The sequence below is a fragment of the Salipiger bermudensis genome (genome assembly GCF_017309175.1).
Taxonomy (GTDB): domain Bacteria; phylum Pseudomonadota; class Alphaproteobacteria; order Rhodobacterales; family Rhodobacteraceae; genus Salipiger; species Salipiger bermudensis.
This window is the reverse complement of record NZ_JAEKJV010000002.1, coordinates 171,828-188,974: the sequence shown is the minus strand read 5'-3', so window position 1 is coordinate 188,974 and position 17,147 is coordinate 171,828. Positions and strand designations below refer to the sequence as shown.

Genomic DNA, 17,147 nt, shown 5'->3' with positions numbered 1-17,147 from the left:
CACACACGGAGGAAACACCATGAAACGCCTTAGCATGACCGTCGCCGCCATCGCGCTTACCGCAGGTACCGCAGGCTGGGCCGACAACCACGGCGCCGAAATGGACGAAAACGCTCAGATGGAGCAGGCCGAGACCAACATGGAGCAGGCCGGCGAGAACATCGAACAGGCAGCCGAGAACACCGGCGAGGCCATCGAGAACAGCGCCGAGAATGCCGGTCAGGAGATCGAGCAGGCCACGGACGAAGCTGGTCAAGAGATCGAGCAGGCCACCGACGAAGCCGGTCAGGAGATCCAGAACGCTGCCAACGAAGCCAACCAGGAGCTTGACCAGGCAGCCGCCGAGACCGGCCAGACCATGGAAGAGATCTTCGGCATGGACGAAGATGGTCTGATCCGCAGCCGCGACATCACCGGTGGCGCCGTCTACGCGGTCAACGAAGATGCCGCGATGGGTGAAGCCGAGGTTGCCGAAGGTGACGCGACCATGGAAACCGAGGGTGAAACCGAGATGGCCGGCACCGATGCCGACGCCGAGATGAACGCCGAGACCGACATGGCGTCGAATGGCGGCATGGGCTCCTACACCGAGATCGGTGACAACTGGCAGAACGTCGGCGAGATCGAAGACATCGTCTTCACCGCCGATGGCAAGATCGAAGGCATCGTTGCCGAAGTGGGTGGTTTCCTCGACATCGGTGACAAGCACGTGCACATCTCGCTGAGCGACGTGCAGCTGATGCCGATCGACGATGGCTCCTATGCCCTGGTGACCAACTACACCAAGGACCAGCTGATGGAGATGCCCGACGTTGACGAGTCGGCAATGAACTAAGTCGCGTCTCTCGCACAGCATTCCAAGGCCGGGGTTTTCGCCCCGGCCTTTTTCTGTGTCCGCAGTCAGGAAACGCGGTCAGGGAATATCGAAGCCCGGCGCGGCGAGCTCGAAACCCTCGAAGCGGAACCCGGGCGAGACGGTGCAGCTCACCAGCGTCCAGTCCCCGTGGCTTCGCGCCGCCTGCCAGTGCTGCGCTGGCACGATGATCTGCGGCCGCTCCTGCCCGAGCAGATCCGGGCCGAGCCGGTGGTCCAAGCGCGGGCCCGTGTCATTGGCAGAGATCGACAACTCCAGCGGCGCCCCGGCGTGCCAGAGCCAGATCTCATCGGCATCGACGCGGTGCCAGTGGCTGCGCTCTCCGGCCTTCAGCAGGAAATAGATGCAGGTCCCCGAAGGCCGCGCGCCGGGCGCGGTCTCGGCCACCCAGGTCTGGCGGTAGTGGCCGCCCTCTGGATGCGGCTCGAGCCTCAGCAGGGCGATGATGTCCTCGGCGGTGGGGGTGGCGGTCATGCGGGCTCCGTGCGCTGCGGTCATCTCTCGTTCACCCGGATCTGGCCGGATGTGACGGGAGGGAACCAGCCTTCGCGGCGAAAGGGAACCCTCCCGGTTCCGTTGCCCAGAAAAGGAGGCCCGCCATGACCGTGACCCCCCGCATCCGCCAGATGGCCGACGAGATCGTCCAGCGAGAGGGCGGCTACGTCAACGACCCCGATGATCCCGGGGGCGCCACCAAATTCGGTGTGACCATCCACACGCTCAGACGGCTGGGGATGGATCTTGACCATGATGGCGATGTCGATGCGGCCGACGTGCGGTTGCTGAACCGCGAGCAGGCGGTAGAGATCTTTCTGAAGCACTATTTCCATCGCCCGCGAATTGCCGAACTGCCCCAGGCGCTGCAGGCCTCGGTCTTCGACATGTACGTGAATGCCGGCGCCAACGCGGTGAAGATCCTGCAGCGGCTGCTCTGCGAAATGGGGCAGGGCGTAGCGGTGGACGGTGTGCTCGGCCCGCGCAGCCTCGCCGCCTGCGCCCGCGCCGCCAAGGCGGCGCCGGAGCACATCGCCGACGCCTACGGCATCGCGCGGCGGAACTACTACTTCGCGCTGGCCGATGCCCGCCCGGCGAGCCGCAAATACGCCCGTTCCCGCGCGGGAGGCAAAGGCGGCTGGATCCGCCGCGCCGAGGAGTTCATCGCGCCGCGCTACCACATGACGGAGGCCGAGTTCCGCGCCCGGGTGGCCTCATGGGGCTGATCGACCGCGCGATGGGGGTGCTCTTCGGCTCGGGGCGCAACGTGGTGGCCGAGACCGCCGAGGTCTTCCGGGTCAATGCCGAGGCGCGGGACGCGCGCGAGGCGGGGCTGCGCGGGGAGGCTCTGGCGCAGTTCGGCGCGGAGTTCGCCAAGGCGCGCCGCTCTCGCTTCGACCGGCTGATGGACGGGCTCAACCGCCTGCCGCGCCCGGCGCTGGCGCTTGGCACGCTGGGGCTGTTCGTCAGCGCGATGTGGGATCCCGAGTGGTTCGGTGCGCGGATGCAGGGGCTGTCGCTGGTGCCCGAGCCGATGTGGTGGCTGCTGACCGCCATCGTGGGGTTCTATTTCGGCGCGCGGCACCAGACCAAGGGTCAGGAGTTCCGCCGCGAGATCGCAGCGGTGGTCGCGGCGGCGCCGGCGGTGCGGACGGTCGCGCCTGTCGAGCGCAACTCTGGCGAAAACCCGGCGCTGTCGGACTGGCGTGAGAGCACGGAGCGGTGAAATCGTGCTGACCTCGGCGTGAGCGTCGTTTGAGCGTTGCCCGCGCGGAACCGAGGCCGGAGGCCACCGCGCATTGGTCATGCTGAAAGCATGCCTCCGGCATCACCCGCCCCCAGACCGGCGATTTGTCCACGACTGCGCCGAGCTGAGAGATGCTTCGGGCTTGGCCCGGATACCTCAAGGGATCCAACCATCGGATCACCAATCCGCGCAACGATGCGCGGCGCGTCCCGGTCTTTCGGCGCATCTCTTGGACGATGCCACGTATCGATACGTCTTGCGTCCTCAAGAGCACGTCAAGTCAGTCCCGGTGGCAGTCCGGTCCGGGCCCTTGGTCCCTCCCGACATGCGATTGCGACAATGTGAACGCCGGTCAAAAGGGATTTTCGTTGGCCGGTCGGGCGCCCTTTCGTATACACGGGGCATCATGATTACCGAGCTCGGACACTTCGCCCTCATCCTCGCCGCTCTCGTCGCCTGTGTTCAGGCGGTGGTTCCCATGATCGGCGCCCATAAACGCTGGCCCGGCTGGATGGCCGTCGCCGAACCCGCCGCGACAGCCCAGTTCCTGCTGGTGCTGATCAGCTTCGCGGCGCTGACCCACGCCTTCGTCACCTCCGATTTCTCGCTGCGCCTCGTGGTGATGAACAGCCATTCGGCCAAGCCGATGCTCTACAAGATCAGCGGTGTCTGGGGGAACCACGAGGGCTCGATGCTGCTCTGGGTGCTGATCCTCGCGCTGTTCGGCGCGCTGGCGGCCTGGTTCGGGGGCAACCTGCCGCCGACGTTGCGGGCCCGTGTGCTGGGCGTCCAGGCGATGGTCGGCGTCGCCTTCTTCGCCTTCATCCTGCTGACCTCGAACCCGTTCCTGCGCATGGCGGTGCCGCCCTTTGACGGTCAGGACCTCAACCCGCTGCTGCAAGACCCCGGGCTCGCCTTCCACCCGCCGTTTCTCTACCTCGGCTATGTCGGCCTCTCGATCTGCTTCAGCTTCGCCGTGGCAGCGCTGATCGAGGGCCGGATCGACGCCGCCTGGGGCCGCTGGGTGCGGCCTTGGACGCTGCTGAGCTGGATGTTCCTCACCATCGGCATCGCGCTTGGCTCGTGGTGGGCCTATTACGAGCTGGGCTGGGGCGGTTTCTGGTTCTGGGACCCGGTCGAGAACGCCTCCTTCATGCCGTGGCTGCTGGCCGCCGCGCTGCTGCACAGCGCCATCGTGGTCGAGAAACGCGAGGCGCTGAAAAGCTGGACCATCCTGCTCGCCATCCTCGCCTTCGGCTTCTCGCTCATGGGCACCTTCATCGTGCGCTCGGGCCTGCTGACCTCGGTGCACGCCTTCGCCACCGATCCCGAGCGCGGCGTGTTCATCCTCGGCATCCTGGTGACCTTCACCGGCGGCGCGCTGACGCTCTTCGCTGCCCGCGCCGGGGCCATGCAGGCCAAGGGCGTGTTCGGCATCGTCAGCCGTGAATCCGCGCTGGTGGCCAACAACATCCTGCTCGCCGTGGCTTGCTTCGTGGTCTTCGTCGGCACGCTCTGGCCGCTGGTGGCCGAGATGCTGTTCGGCCGCAAGCTCTCGGTCGGCGCGCCGTTCTTCAACATGGCCTTCACACCCTTCATGGTGATGCTGGGCCTGCTGCTGCCCATCGGCGCCATGCTGAGCTGGAAGCGCGCCAAGGTCGGCCGGGTCCTGCGCCAGCTGGCGCCGGCCCTCGGTCTCGCCATTGCCGTCGCCGGCCTGTTCTGGACCATCCAGACCGGGCGCAGCCTGCTCGGGCCCGTGGGCCTGTTCCTCGGCACCTGGCTGGTGGCCGGCGCCATCACCGACCTGCTCAGCCGGATCGGCAAGAGCCGCGACTACTCCCGCCTGCTGCGCCTGCCGCGCGCCGACTGGGGCAAGGCCGTGGCCCATGCCGGGCTCGGCATCACCATGGCCGGCATCGCCGGGCTGATGGCCTGGCAGCAGGAGGACATTCGCGTGGCCGAGCTCAACCAGCCGTTCGAGCTTGGCGGCTACGAGTTCGAACTGCTCGGCGTCGAGCGTGTCCGCGGTCCCAACTACTTCTCCACCATGGGCGAGGTTGCGGTGCGTCAGGACGGGGCCGAGATCGCGCATCTCTACCCGGAAAAGCGCGACTACCCGGTCGCCAAGATGCCCACCACCGAGGCCGCCATCGACTACCGCTTCCTGCGCGACATCTACGTGGTGATCGGCGATCCTCAGTCCGGCGGGGGCTGGACCATGCGGGTCTATATCAAGCCGCTGGCGAACTGGATCTGGGCCGGCTGCATCCTGATGGCGATCGGCGGCATCCTGAGCCTCACCGACCGGCGCTTCCGCGTCGCTGCCGGCGCGCGCAAGGCCGCCCCCGCCAAGGGAGTGCCCGCGGAATGATGCGCTCGCTGTTTGCCTTGGCCTTCGTGCTGATCGCCACCGTCGCGCAGGCGGTGCAGCCCGACGAGATCCTCGACGACCCGGCGCTCGAAGCGCGGGCCCGCGAGATCTCGCAGGGGCTGCGCTGCCTGGTCTGCCAGAACGAGAATATCGACGATTCCAACGCCTCTCTGGCCCGCGACCTGCGCCTGCTGGTCCGCGAACGTTTGCTCGAGGGCGACAGCAACGAGGAGACGGTCGACTATATCGTCGATCGGTACGGCGAATACGTGCTGCTCAAGCCCACCACCGGCGGCTGGAACTGGCTCCTGTGGGCGGCAGGGCCGCTGCTCTTCGTCTTCGCGTTGCTCACTGGCGCGGTCTACATCCGCGGCCGTTCACGTGCCGCGGCGCCGGCCGAGGCGGGGCTCAGCGAGGATGAGAAGGCGCGGCTCGAGCAGATCCTGCGCGACTGATCCAAAAGCGTGCAGCGCGGCGTCGATGTGACGCCGCGTTTGCCTTTGCCAAGCGCGTCGGCTGCCTGTCTTATGGCGCCCGAAGCAGAGAGGCGCGAGGAGGCAGGAGGCACCCCATGCAGTACGAGACCATCACCTACGAGATCGCCGAGGACGTTGCGGTCATCACCCTGTCACGGGCCGACGTGATGAACGCGCTCAACACCCAGATGCGCGCCGAGATCACCCACGCTGTGCAGGAGGCGGGCCGCGCCGCGCGGGTCGTGGTGCTCACCGGCACCGGCCGGGCGTTCTGCTCGGGGCAGGATCTCGGCGACCGCGAGACCGCCGCCAACATGGATCTCGAGCGCGTGCTGCGCGACGAGTACGAGCCGATGCTCAACGCCATCACCGACTGCCCGGTGCCGACCATCGCGGCGGTGAACGGCGCGGCGGCGGGCGCGGGCGCCAATCTGGCGCTGGTGCATGACGTGGTGATCGCCACCGAGAGCGCCTTCTTCATGCAGGCCTTCACGCGCATCGGCCTCATTCCCGATGCCGGCGGCACCTGGGCGCTGCCGCGTCAGATGGGCCTCGCCAAGGCGATGGGCGCGGCGCTCTTTGCCGACCGCATCTCGGCCCGGCAGGCCGACGAGATGGGCATGATCTGGGAAGCGGTTCCCGACGCAGAATTCGAGGCCGTCTGGCAGGCCCGTGCGGCCTATCTCGCCAAGGGCCCGACCGAGGCCTATGCCCGCATCAAGACCGCGCTGCGCGGCGCCTTCGAGTGCGATCTCGCGGCCCAGCTCCGCGTCGAGTCCCGCCTGCAGGGCGAATGCGGCAAGACCCGCGACTTCAAGGAAGGCATCGTCGCCTTCCTCGAAAAGCGCCCGCCTCATTTCGAAGGCCGCTGACCGCAAGTCCGCCCCACAGATGCCCCCAGGGTGCGCCGCCGCCAGCCGGCGCCCCTGTCTTCTTCTGGCCAAAATATCCCCGCCGGAGGCCTGCCACGGCGACCACAACCGCGCGACGCCGGACCAGACGCCACGACGCAGGCAAAGCTCCTTCAACACCGCCTCGGACAGCGCACCAACCTCCAACCCGGCGCCCCTGACTTCTCTTCGTTAAAAATACTCCCGCCGGAGGCATCCCGCCCGCGCCACAGCGCATGCCGCCGGGCAAGCCTCCCACGCCCACACGAAAAAAGCCGCCCCTCGGGGCGGCTTTCTCGTGTCACGCAAGACCGCTTGTTCAGCGGGTCTCGATGTCGGTGTAGTCGCGTGCCGTGCTGCCGAGGTAGAGCTGGCGCGGACGACCGATCTTGTGCTGCGGATCGGCGAGCTGTTCTTTCCACTGCGACACCCAGCCCACGGTCCGCGACAGGGCGAAGATCGGGGTGAACATCGAGGTCGGGAAGCCCATCGCCTCGAGGATGATGCCCGAGTAGAAATCGACGTTCGGGAACAGCTTCTTCTCGGCGAAGTAGGGATCGGCGAGCGCCTGCTTCTCGAGTTCCTTCGCAGTGGCGAGGATCGGGTTGTTCTCGACGCCGAGCAGGTCGAGCACCTCGTCGGCGGACTGCTTCATCACCGTCGCGCGCGGGTCGAAATTCTTGTAGACGCGGTGGCCGAAGCCCATCAGGCGGAACGGGTCGTTCTTGTCCTTGGCGCGGGCGATGTACTCGGGGATCTTGTCGGGCGAGCCGATCTGCTTGAGCATCTCGAGGCAGGCCTGGTTGGCGCCGCCATGGGCCGGACCCCAGAGGCAGGCGATGCCGGCCGCGATGCAGGCGAACGGGTTGGCACCCGAGGACGAGGCTAGGCGCACGGTCGAGGTCGAGGCGTTCTGCTCGTGATCGGCGTGCAGGGTGAAGATCCGGTCCATCGCGCGGCTCAGGATCGGGTTCACCTGGTAGGGTTCGGCCGGCACGCTAAAGCACATGTGCAGGAAGTTCGCCGCATAGCTCAGGTCGTTGCGCGGGTACACGAAGGGCTGGCCGATCGAGTACTTGTAGGCCCAGGCCGCGATGGTCGGCATCTTGGCGATCAGGCGGTGCGAGGCGATCTCGCGCTGCTTGGGGTCCTTGATGTCGGTGCTGTCGTGGTAGAAGGCCGACATGGCGCCGACGACGCCGACCATGGTCGCCATCGGGTGCGCGTCACGACGGAAGCCGCGGAAGAAATACTGCATCTGCTCGTGCAGCATGGTGTGGCGAGTGATGGTGTTCTCGAACTTTTCGAGCTCGGCCGCCGAGGGCAGCTCGCCGTAGAGCAGCAGGTAGCAGACCTCGAGGTAATGCGACTTCTCGGCCAGCTGGTCGATCGGGTAGCCACGGTGCAGCAGCTCGCCCTTGTCGCCGTCGATGAAGGTGATGGTGCTGTCGCAGCTCGCGGTCGAGGTGAAGCCCGGGTCGTAGGTGAAGACACCGGCCTGCGCATAGAGCTTGCGGATATCCAGAACGTCCGGGCCCGCGGTGGGCGAGTACATCGGCAGATCGTAGGACTGGTCGTCGATCGTCAGCGTCGCATTCTTCGTCGGAGTTTCAGCCATGCTTCGTCGTTCCTTTCGAAAGGGCCCCGGCGCCTGGCGCGCCCGGGGCGATATAGTCTCACATGGCCTTGGCGAGCCGTTTGTCGAAACGCTCCCTTCAGGCCGTCACCCCGTCTCAGAGGTGGCTGCGTGCCCGATGCGGCGGAGGCTTTCCTCCTTGCCGAGCACCAGCATCATGTCAAAAACGCTCGGGGTCACGGCGCGTCCTGCCAGCGCGGCACGGAGGGGGGCGGCAAGCTTGCCGAACTTGGTCCCCTGTGCCTCTGCGAAAGCGCCCATCTCCCCTTCGAGTTCTTCCCGCGACCAGCTAGCATTTTGCAGCTGCGGCGTCAACGCAGCCAGTATACCACGGGATACTGCATCCAGCGCCTTGGCCGCTTTCTCGTCCGGCTCGAGCGGCGTGTCTGCCAGGATGAAATGTGCCTTTTCAAGCAGTTCCGGGAAGGTCTTGGCACGGTCCTTGAGGCAGTACATGCCGCGCAGCAATCCGTCGCGCTGCGCTTCCGTCAGGGCAAGCTTTCCCGCCGCGTCGAGATACGCCTCGATTTCTTGCAGCAGTGCAGCATCGTCGGCGATGGCGATGTGCTGGCCGCAGAGATTCTCCAGCTTCTTGAAATCGAACCGGGCCGCGGACTTGCCGATTCCCGACAGGTCGAACCACTCGATGGCCTGAGCATCGGTGAAGAACTCGTCGTCGCCGTGGCTCCAGCCGAGCCTTGCGAGGTAGTTGCGCATGCCCGCCGATGGGTAGCCGATCTTCTGGTATTCGTCGACGCCGAGCGCACCGTGGCGTTTCGACAGCTTCTTGCCGTCGGGGCCGTGGATCAGCGGGATATGGGCGTAGACCGGCAGCGGCCAGCCCATCGCCGTGTAGATGCCCATCTGACGCGCCGCGTTGTTCAGGTGATCGTCCCCCCGGATCACATGGGTCACCCCCATGTCGTGGTCGTCGACGACGACCGCCAGCATGTAGACCGGGGTGCCATCCGAGCGTAACAGGATCATGTCGTCGAGCTGATCGTTGCGGATCGTGACGCGCCCCTGCACCTCGTCCTCGATCACCGTCTCGCCTTCGGTCGGGGTCTTCAGCCGCACGGCATAGGGAGCGTCGGGATGGCTGGCCGGATCGGCGTCGCGCCACGGGCTCTGGAACAGGGTCGAGCGGCCCGCCTCCTTTGCCTCTTCGCGGAAGGCGGTGATCTCCTCCTGGGTCGAGAAGCACTTGTAGGCCGCGCCCTTGGCGAGCAGCTCGCGGGCGACCTCGGTGTGACGGTCGGCACGCTCGAACTGGCTCACCACCTCGCCGTCATGGCCGAGCCCGAGCCAGTCGAGCCCCTTGAGGATCGCGGCGGTGGCTTCCGGGGTCGAGCGCGCACGGTCGGTGTCCTCGATGCGCAGCAGGAACTTGCCGCCCCGGCCGCGGGCATAGAGCCAGTTGAACAGCGCCGTGCGTGCGCCGCCAATGTGCAGGTAGCCGGTGGGCGACGGCGCGAAACGGGTGACGACGGTCATGGGTATTAACCTCTCGGTAACCAAGGGGGGCGTAGGGTTTTCTCGGTTCCTTAACCAGCGGACGGGTCAGGGGCAAGTATGGGGCGGATCGGGGATCGGCTGACGTCGGCGCTGACCGGGCAGCGGGGCCACCTGTTCCCGTGGTGCGCGGTGGCGCTGGCAGGCGGTATCGCAACCTACTTCGCTCTGCCAGATGAGCCGCCGGTCTGGAGTCTCGTGTCGGCGGCCTGTGCGGGAGTCACGCTGCTGACAATCTCGCGGCGGCTTCCCATGTGGCTCGCACCACTGGCCGTCGCACTCGCCCTCGCGGTGCTGGGGATTGCACTGGCGGGGGCGCGCGCGCATCTGGTGTCCGGGCCACAGCTCGGTTTCCGCTACTACGGCCCGATCGAGGGGCGGGTCGTCGGGATCGATCGCTCGGCATCGGATGCGCTGCGCCTGACACTCGACCGGGTCGTGCTGGCCCGCATGGCCCCGCACGACACCCCGCGACGGGTCCGGGTCTCGCTGCACGGATCGCAGGGCGATCCGCCGCCGCGGCCCGGCGATGTGGCGATCCTGACCGGGCATCTCTCGGGCCCTGCCGGCGCGGCCGAACCCGGCGGATTCGACTTCCGCCGTCATGCCTGGTTCCTGCGGCTCGGCGCGGTCGGCTACACCCGGACCCCGGTGCTGCGCCTCGTCCCGGCACAGCGCGACACGCCCGTTCTGCGCCTGCGGCTCAAGATCGCCGAGCGCGTGCGCGCGGTGCTGCCCGGCGAGACCGGCGCCTTCGCAGCGGCCATCATGACCGGAGACCGGTCCGCCATCGGCCTGCAGACCCTCCAGGCGCTTCGGCACAGCAATCTCGCGCATCTGCTGGCGATTTCGGGGCTGCACATGGGGCTGCTCGCGGGGGTCGTCTTCACCGCCACGCGCCTCGTGCTTCTGCTGCCGCGACACACGCGTCACAACTGGCCCAGCAAGAAGATCGCCGCCGGGGTGGCGCTGGTCGCCGCGGCCGGATACCTCGCGCTTTCGGGCGGCAATGTCGCCACCCAGCGCGCCTTCGTCATGGTGGCTGTGATGCTGGTTGCGCTGCTCTGCAACCGCCGGGCGCTCTCGTTGCGGAGCGTGGCGCTGGCGGCGCTCATCGTGCTCGTGCTGCGCCCCGAAGCGCTGCTCGGCCCGGGCTTCCAGATGAGCTTTGCGGCAACGCTGGCGCTGGTCGCGGTGTTCGGCGCGATGCGCGACCTCGCGCTCGAGCGTGGCGTGCCGCGGCTGGCACGACCGGCACTGACCCTGGTGGTCTCCTCGGTCACCGCTTCGCTCGCCACGGCGCCGGTGTCGATGGCCCATTTCAACATCGTCTCGCATTACGGGCTTGTCGCCAACCTCGTGGCGGTGCCGGTCATGGGGCTGATCGTGGTGCCGATGGCCGTCGTCACGGCATTGCTGATGCCGCTGGGGCTCGAGGCTCCGGCGTTGTGGGTCATGGCCCTGGGGCTCGACTGGATCCTGACGGTGGCCGGCACGGTCACGGGCTGGGACGGCGCGCTGGGGCAGGTGCGGGCGCCGTGCGCATGGGTGCTGCCACTGCTGGCCTCCGGCGGGCTGATCCTGTGCCTGTGGCAGGGGCGTGGACGATGGGCCGGCCTGCTGCCGCTTTCGCTCGCCGTGGCGCTCTGGGCCAGCGGCGGGCGTCCGGCGCTGCTGATTTCCGACAGCGGCACGCTGGTCGGGGCGATGACCCCGGAGGGCCGGGCGCTCTCGCGCGAGCGCGGCGCCGGGTTCGTGGCCGCGGTCTGGCTGGAGAATGACGGTCAGGCCGGCGGGCAGGCCGTGGCGGCGGCCCTGTGGCCCGAGCATGAGCAGCCGAGGGTCGCGCGCATTTCTGTCGCCGGCGCGATGGTAACGCATTTCCAAGGCAAGCGCGCCGCCGCCGGGTTTCGCGGCTGTGGCGCGCGGGAACTCGTGGTGTCGAGCACCGATCTTCCGGACTGGCCGGGCTGCGAGATCTTCGATCCGGAGCGGCTTGCCCGCACTGGCGCCGTGGCGATCTGGCAGACCCCGACCGGCCCGCGTATCGAGACTGCGGCGGGCCGAAGGCTTTGGCACCGCGGCAAAGATCGCTAGAAGCGGATCAGTAGGTCCGGATCAGACCGACGAGGCGGCCCTGGACCTTGACCGCGCCCAGCGGCAGCACGCGCGGCTCGTAGGCGGCATTCTCGGCCTCGAGCACGATGGTGTCCCCCTGGCGGCGGAAGCGCTTCAGCGTCGCCTCGTACCCTTCGATCTGGGCCACGACGATGTCGCCGTTGCTGGCCGAGGAGGTCTCGCGGATGATGACGACGTCACCGTCGTGAATGCCGGCCTCGATCATCGAGTCGCCCTTGACCTCGAGCGCGTAGTGATGGGCGTTGCTCGACAGCATGGCGCCGGGGACCGCGATGTTGGGCGGATTGTCTGCGATCGACTGGATCGGCTCACCGGCGGCGATGCGGCCGAGCAGCGGCAGCTCCAGCGCCTCGGCATTGCTGACCGGCTGCGCCTTGGCGGGCCGGCTGTCCGGGCGGTCGCCATCGATCACCTGCGGGGTGAAGCCCGCGGGCTTGCCACCAAGGCTCTCGGGCAGCTTGACGATCTCGATGGCGCGGGCGCGATGCGCGAGGCGGCGGATGAAGCCGCGCTCTTCCAGCGCCGTGATCAGGCGGTGGATGCCGGATTTCGATCGCAGGTCGAGCGCATCCTTCATCTCGTCGAAACTGGGTGGAACGCCATCGCGTTGCAGCCGTTTGTTGATGAAATCCAGAAGGTCGAGCTGTTTCTTGGTCAGCATGCCGCGGTCTCCGCCGTTTGTCTGCCCTTTGTTCTACGCATGTTCTTGTTTTGTGTCAACATGCTGTGGCAAACATCGTCAGAGACGCACGATTTCCACCAGATCCCCGGCGGCGCGCGGGCCGTCCTTCGGCGGGCGCACCACCAGCACGTCCGACGCGCCAAGTACGCTCAGCAGCGAACTGTCCTGACGGCCGAACACGGTGACCCGGCCATCCGGCTCCGAGCGGCCGCGCATGTAATGCTCTCGCGGGCCGTTCGAGCCGATTTCCGCCGCAAGCTGCGCAGTTTCGCGGAGGGCGGGCTCGGCGGGCAATCCCTGCATCGCGCGGATCACGGGTTTCACGAAGATTTCACCGCAAACCATTGCCGAGACGGGATTTCCCGGCAGCCCGATCATCATCGCATCGCCCAGCCGGCCAGACATCAATGGCTTGCCCGGGCGCATGGCGACCTTGTGGAACGCGCGCTCAAGCCCGAGCTGTGCGGCCACCTTCGCCACGAGATCGTGATCGCCCACCGAGGCCCCGCCGATGGTGATCACCAGATCGGCGTCGTCGACCAGCCCGAGCACGGTCGCGAGCGCCGCTTCGGTATCGTGGGCGATGGGCAGGATCCGGGGTTCGGCACCGGCCTGGGTGAGCATGGCGTGGAGACCGAAGGTGTTCGAGACGATGATCTGGTCGGGACCGGGCGTTTCGCCGGGCATGACGAGCTCGTCACCGGTGGAGATCAGCGCCACGCGCGGGCGCCGGGCGACCCGTACCGTGGGGATGTTCATGGCAGCCAGAAGGGCGATGTCCTGCGGGCCGAGGAGGCGCGGCGCAGGGATCGTCTCTCCGACGCGGAAATCACCGCCGAGGGGGCGGATATTCGTGCCAGAGCCGAGCCGGTCGGTGATCAGGATCGTGTCGCCATCGCGGTCCACATCCTCCTGGATCACCACGGTGGTGACGCCCTCGGGGACCGGAGCGCCGGTAAAGATCCGCACGGCGTCTGCGTCGCCGACCGGGCCTTCAAAAGATGATCCTGCAGCGGATTCCCCAATGACTTTCAGTCTCTTGCCGGGCGCTGCTTCGGTAACGCCGTAACCGTCCATGGCCGAGGCGTTGAAGGGCGGCTGATCGCGGCGCGCCGTCACCGGCTCGACGAGCACACGCCCGACGGCCCGGTGAAGCGGGACCGTTTCCGCGGACAGCGGCGCGGCGAGCGAGAACAGCCGGTCCAGCGCTTCGGAAACTGATATCATGTCGCCTCGTAACGCCCTGATTTTCCGCCATCCTTCAGGATCACGCGGATACCACCAATCTGCATCGCCTTGTCGACCGCCTTGGCCATGTCATAGACCGTGAGCGCCGCGGTCGAGACGGCGGTCAGAGCCTCCATCTCGACCCCGGTCTGGCCGGTGGTCTTCACGGTGGCCTCGATGCGCAGGCCCGGGAGCGCGGCATCGGGCGTGATCTCGACCGACACCTTGGTCACCGGCAGCGGGTGGCAGAGCGGGATCAGCTCGGGCGTCTTCTTGGACCCCATGATCCCCGCCAGACGCGCCACGCCGATCACGTCGCCTTTCTTGGCGCGTCCCTCGGTGATGATATCAAAAGTCTCGGGGGCCATCTTCACCCAGCCCTCGGCGGTGGCGACGCGCGCCGTCACGGCCTTCTCGGAGACGTCGACCATGTGGGCGTCGCCCTTGGCATCGAAATGGGTCAGGCCGCTCATGCCGGCACCGGATCTGCAAGCAGCGTGCGGGTGGCGTCCTCGACGTTCTCCTGCCGCATGAGGCTCTCGCCGATGAGGAAGCTGCGGGCGCCGTAGCTCGCCATGTCGGCAAGATCAGCGGGGGTGTAGAGACCGCTTTCGCAGACCAGAATGCGATCCTCGGGCACCCGCTTCGACAGCTCGCGCGTCGTGTCAAGTGTCAGCTCGAAGGTCTTGAGATTTCGGTTATTAATTCCGATGAGCGGCGATTTCAGCTTGAGCGCGCGGTCAAGCTCTTCGGCGTTGTGCACCTCGATCAGAGCATCCATGCCCCAGTCGAAGGCCGCGTCTTCCAGCTCGGCGGCGAGCGTGTCCGAGACGCTCGCCATGATGATCAGGATGCAGTCGGCGCCGAGCGCGCGGGCTTCGGCGACCTGATAGGGATCGTACATGAAATCCTTGCGCAGCGCCGGAAGAGAGGTGGCCGCGCGCGCCTCGGTCAGGAAGGATTTCGCGCCCTGGAAGGACGGGGTATCGGTCAGGACCGACAGGCAGGTGGCCCCGCCGTTCTCGTAGGCAGCGGCCAGGGTGGCGGGGTGAAAATCCTCTCGGATCAGCCCCTTGGAGGGCGAAGCTTTCTTGACCTCTGCAATCAGCCCGTAGCCGGTCTCGGACGCCTTGCGCAGGGCTGAGCCGAAGGGGCGCACAGGGTCTGCGGCGCGGGCCTCGGCCTCGATCTCGGAGAGCGGCCTGACGGCCTTGTCGGCGGCCACTTCCTCGAGCTTGTAGTGCTTGATCTTGTCGAGAATGGTGATGGTCATGCGGGCGCCTCCGGCGTCGTCCAGTTGATCGGCGTGTCGCCCCGAGCAATAAGCCAGTCGTTGACACGGGAAAAGGGGCGCGAGCCGAAAAAGCCGCGCCGCGCCGAGAGCGGCGAGGGATGGGCGGAGCGCAGGATCAGGTGGTCTGCGCCAGTGATGTGCTTGGCGAAGCCCTGCGCGTGGTTCCCCCAGAGGATGAAGGCACGTGGCGTTTCTGACAGCGTTTCAAGGACTTGCGCGGTCAGCCTCGACCAGCCGAGCTTGGCATGGGCACCGGCGCTGCCCGCGGGCACGGTGAGCGCAGTGTTCAGCAGAAGAACGCCCTGCGCCGCCCAGAACCGCAGGTCGGCAGTCGGCGGGCAAGCCCCGAACTCGGCCTCGAGCTCCTTGTAGATATTGCCGAGCGAGCGCGGCAGCGGGCGAACCTCGGGCTCTGCCGAGAAGGCAAGTCCGTGGGCGTGGCCCGGCGTCGGGTAGGGATCCTGTCCCAGGATCACCACCCGCACATCCTCGGGTGCGCAGGCGTCGAGCGCGGCAAAGACCTGCGGCGCGGGTGGCAGGATCTGTCGCGTCTCGGCCGCCAGGGCGGCTTCTATGCGCGGCAGGTCGTCGTGGAAGAAGGGCAGCCCGGCCCAGGCCTCGGGCGGTCTCATGCGGCCTTTTGCGTGGCCTCTGCCAGCGCCGTGATCTTGGCCTTGGCGGCGCCGCTGTCGATGCTCTCACGCGCCTGTGCGACGCCCTCGCGCAGGTCTGCGGCCTTGCCGGCCACCACCAGCGCCGCGGCGGAATTCAGCAGCACCGCGTCACGATAGGCGGTCTGGGCGCCGCCCAGAAGCGCGCGGAAGGCTTCGGCGTTTTCAGCCGGGGTCCCGCCGACGATCTCTTCGAAGGGGTGCTCCGGCAGGCCCGCATCCTCGGGGTGCAGCTCGACCTCTCGCACCGAGCCGTCCTCCTCGAGCGCCGCGACCCAGCTCTTGCCCGAGATCGCCAGCTCGTCGGTGCCGTCCGAGCCATGCACCAGCCAGGCGCGCTCGGAGCCGAGCTTGCCCAGCGTTTCGGCCATCGGGCGGATCAGTTCGCGCGAGAAGGCGCCGGTCAGCTGGCGCTTGACCCCGGCGGGGTTGGTGAGCGGCCCGAGGATGTTGAAGATCGTGCGGGTGCCGAGCTCGGTGCGGACCGGCGCGACATGCTTCATCGCCGGATGGTGCATCGGCGCCATCATGAAACAGATGCCGACGCTCTCGAGGATCGGCGCGATGGCGGCGGCGGGCAGCATCACCTGGATGCCCATTTCGGCGAGCGCATCGGCGGAGCCGGATTTCGACGACAGGTTGCGGTTGCCGTGCTTTGCCACGGTGACACCGGCGCCGGCCACCACGAAGGCGGTCGCCGTCGAGATGTTGAGCGTGCCCTTGCCGTCACCGCCGGTGCCGACGATGTCGATGGCGCCTTCGGGCGCGATCACCGCGTTGCGCTTGGCGCGCATCACGCCGGCGGCGGCGGTGTACTCGTCGACCGTCTCGCCCCGGGTGCGCAGCGCCATCAGGAAGCCGCCCATCTGGGCCGGCGTGGCCTCGCCTTCGAACAGGACCTCGAAGGCGGCCTCCGCCTCCTCCTGCGTCAGCGGACGGGTGGCGGCGGTGCCGATCAACGGCTTGAGGCGGTCGCTCATGCGGGGACCTTCATCGTGTCGAGGAAATTCTTGAGCAGCTGGTGCCCGTGTTCGGAGGCGATGCTCTCGGGGTGGAACTGCACGCCGTGGATCGGCAGATCGCGGTGACGCAGCCCCATGATGGTGCCGTCCTCGAGCCAGGCGTTGACGATCAGCTCCTCGGGGAGCGTGTCGCGATCGACCACGAGGCTGTGGTAACGCGTCGCCTCGAAGGGCGAGGGCAGGGTGCTGAACACGCCGGTGCCGTCGTGATGCATGGTGCCCATCTTGCCGTGCACGATCTCGGAGTGCTGCCTGACGGTGCCGCCGAAGGCCTGGCCGATGGTCTGGTGCCCGAGGCAGACGCCGAAGAGCGGCGTGCCGGTTTCGGCCGCCGCCTCGGTCAGCGCGAGGCAGATGCCCGCCTGGTCAGGGTCGCATGGGCCGGGGCTCAGCAGGATGCCGGCGGGCTTCAAGGCCATTGCCTGCTGCACGTCGAGCGCATCGTTGCGCCAGACCTGCGTTTCGACACCAAGCTCGCCCACGTAATGCACGAGGTTGTAGGTAAAGCTGTCATAGTTGTCGATGAGCAGAAGCATGAGGCATTCTCGGTCTGGAGACGGGTCTTGGTCGGGGCTATACATGCGCCCCAAGATGGTGCAGCGTCAAGGG

The 17,147-nt window shown here is 67.5% G+C and carries 17 protein-coding genes; 7 read left to right on the top strand and 10 right to left on the bottom strand.

All coding sequences use genetic code 11. The annotated features are described in order from the left end of the window. Nucleotides 1–19 precede the first annotated feature (19 nt). On the top strand, nt 20–835 hold the full coding sequence (locus JF542_RS03685; protein ID WP_242533571.1) for a PRC-barrel domain-containing protein: 816 nt from the start codon (nt 20–22) through the stop codon (nt 833–835). 78 nt (nt 836–913) lie between these two features. Here the strand turns inward: JF542_RS03685 and JF542_RS03680 are convergent, their stop codons facing one another. Further along, nucleotides 914–1,348 carry a cupin domain-containing protein gene (locus JF542_RS03680; protein ID WP_207074778.1) on the bottom strand — a complete coding sequence of 145 codons (435 nt, stop codon included), beginning with the start codon at nt 1,346–1,348 and terminating at the stop codon, nt 914–916. 125 nt (nt 1,349–1,473) lie between these two features. Here JF542_RS03680 and JF542_RS03675 point away from each other — a divergent pair, with 125 nt between their 5' ends. The 5 genes from JF542_RS03675 (at nt 1,474) to JF542_RS03655 (ending at nt 6,337) form a co-directional block, all read left to right on the top strand. After that, a complete protein-coding gene (locus JF542_RS03675; RefSeq protein WP_242533570.1) occupies nt 1,474–2,094 on the top strand; it encodes a holin-associated N-acetylmuramidase in 621 nt (206 codons plus the stop codon). Beyond that, the gene (locus tag JF542_RS03670; protein WP_207074777.1) at nt 2,085–2,594 is read left to right on the top strand and encodes a holin family protein; all 510 of its coding nucleotides are present in this window, start codon (nt 2,085–2,087) and stop codon (nt 2,592–2,594) included. The genes JF542_RS03675 and JF542_RS03670 overlap by 10 nt, the downstream gene beginning before the upstream one ends. Before the next feature lie 427 nt (nt 2,595–3,021). Next, nucleotides 3,022–4,989: a heme lyase CcmF/NrfE family subunit gene (locus JF542_RS03665; protein WP_207074776.1), complete on the top strand. Its 1,968-nt coding sequence runs from the start codon at nt 3,022–3,024 to the stop codon at nt 4,987–4,989. Beyond that, nucleotides 4,986–5,444 carry a cytochrome c-type biogenesis protein gene (locus tag JF542_RS03660; protein WP_007800599.1) on the top strand — a complete coding sequence of 153 codons (459 nt, stop codon included), beginning with the start codon at nt 4,986–4,988 and terminating at the stop codon, nt 5,442–5,444. The genes JF542_RS03665 and JF542_RS03660 overlap by 4 nt, the downstream gene beginning before the upstream one ends. 116 nt (nt 5,445–5,560) lie before the next feature. After that, on the top strand, nt 5,561–6,337 hold the full coding sequence (locus JF542_RS03655; RefSeq protein WP_007800598.1) for an enoyl-CoA hydratase-related protein: 777 nt from the start codon (nt 5,561–5,563) through the stop codon (nt 6,335–6,337). 337 nt (nt 6,338–6,674) lie between these two features. Here JF542_RS03655 and gltA read toward each other — a convergent pair whose 3' ends face one another. Both gltA and gltX read right to left on the bottom strand, forming a co-directional pair. Further along, nucleotides 6,675–7,973 (bottom strand): citrate synthase, encoded by a 1,299-nt coding sequence (gltA, locus tag JF542_RS03650; protein ID WP_007800596.1) that lies wholly within the window; start codon nt 7,971–7,973, stop codon nt 6,675–6,677. 105 nt (nt 7,974–8,078) lie between these two features. After that, nucleotides 8,079–9,485: a glutamate--tRNA ligase gene (gltX, locus tag JF542_RS03645; protein ID WP_242533569.1), complete on the bottom strand. Its 1,407-nt coding sequence runs from the start codon at nt 9,483–9,485 to the stop codon at nt 8,079–8,081. Between the two features lie 78 nt (nt 9,486–9,563). On the opposite strand from gltX, the gene JF542_RS03640 reads away from it, so the two are divergent. Then, the gene (locus JF542_RS03640) at nt 9,564–11,600 is read left to right on the top strand and encodes a ComEC/Rec2 family competence protein (RefSeq protein WP_207074775.1); all 2,037 of its coding nucleotides are present in this window, start codon (nt 9,564–9,566) and stop codon (nt 11,598–11,600) included. Nucleotides 11,601–11,607: 7 nt separating this feature from the next. Here the strand turns inward: JF542_RS03640 and lexA are convergent, their stop codons facing one another. The 7 genes from lexA to JF542_RS03605 form a co-directional block, all read right to left on the bottom strand. After that, on the bottom strand, nt 11,608–12,303 hold the full coding sequence (gene lexA, locus JF542_RS03635) for a transcriptional repressor LexA (protein ID WP_007800591.1): 696 nt from the start codon (nt 12,301–12,303) through the stop codon (nt 11,608–11,610). A gap of 78 nt (nt 12,304–12,381) precedes the next feature. Continuing rightward, a complete protein-coding gene (locus JF542_RS03630; RefSeq protein ID WP_207074774.1) occupies nt 12,382–13,551 on the bottom strand; it encodes a molybdopterin molybdotransferase MoeA in 1,170 nt (389 codons plus the stop codon). Then, on the bottom strand, nt 13,548–14,024 hold the full coding sequence (moaC, locus tag JF542_RS03625; protein ID WP_007800587.1) for a cyclic pyranopterin monophosphate synthase MoaC: 477 nt from the start codon (nt 14,022–14,024) through the stop codon (nt 13,548–13,550). The genes JF542_RS03630 and moaC overlap by 4 nt, the downstream gene beginning before the upstream one ends. Further along, a complete protein-coding gene (trpC, locus tag JF542_RS03620; RefSeq protein WP_207074773.1) occupies nt 14,021–14,824 on the bottom strand; it encodes an indole-3-glycerol phosphate synthase TrpC in 804 nt (267 codons plus the stop codon). Before trpC ends, moaC begins: the two co-directional genes overlap by 4 nt. Then, complete coding sequence (locus tag JF542_RS03615; RefSeq protein WP_207074772.1) at nt 14,821–15,477, bottom strand: uracil-DNA glycosylase; 657 nt, start codon at nt 15,475–15,477, stop codon at nt 14,821–14,823. The genes trpC and JF542_RS03615 overlap by 4 nt, the downstream gene beginning before the upstream one ends. Then, nucleotides 15,474–16,496: an anthranilate phosphoribosyltransferase gene (gene trpD, locus JF542_RS03610; RefSeq protein WP_007800580.1), complete on the bottom strand. Its 1,023-nt coding sequence runs from the start codon at nt 16,494–16,496 to the stop codon at nt 15,474–15,476. Before trpD ends, JF542_RS03615 begins: the two co-directional genes overlap by 4 nt. After that, nucleotides 16,493–17,074: an anthranilate synthase component II gene (locus JF542_RS03605; RefSeq protein WP_007800578.1), complete on the bottom strand. Its 582-nt coding sequence runs from the start codon at nt 17,072–17,074 to the stop codon at nt 16,493–16,495. The genes trpD and JF542_RS03605 overlap by 4 nt, the downstream gene beginning before the upstream one ends. Nucleotides 17,075–17,147: the final 73 nt, after the last annotated feature.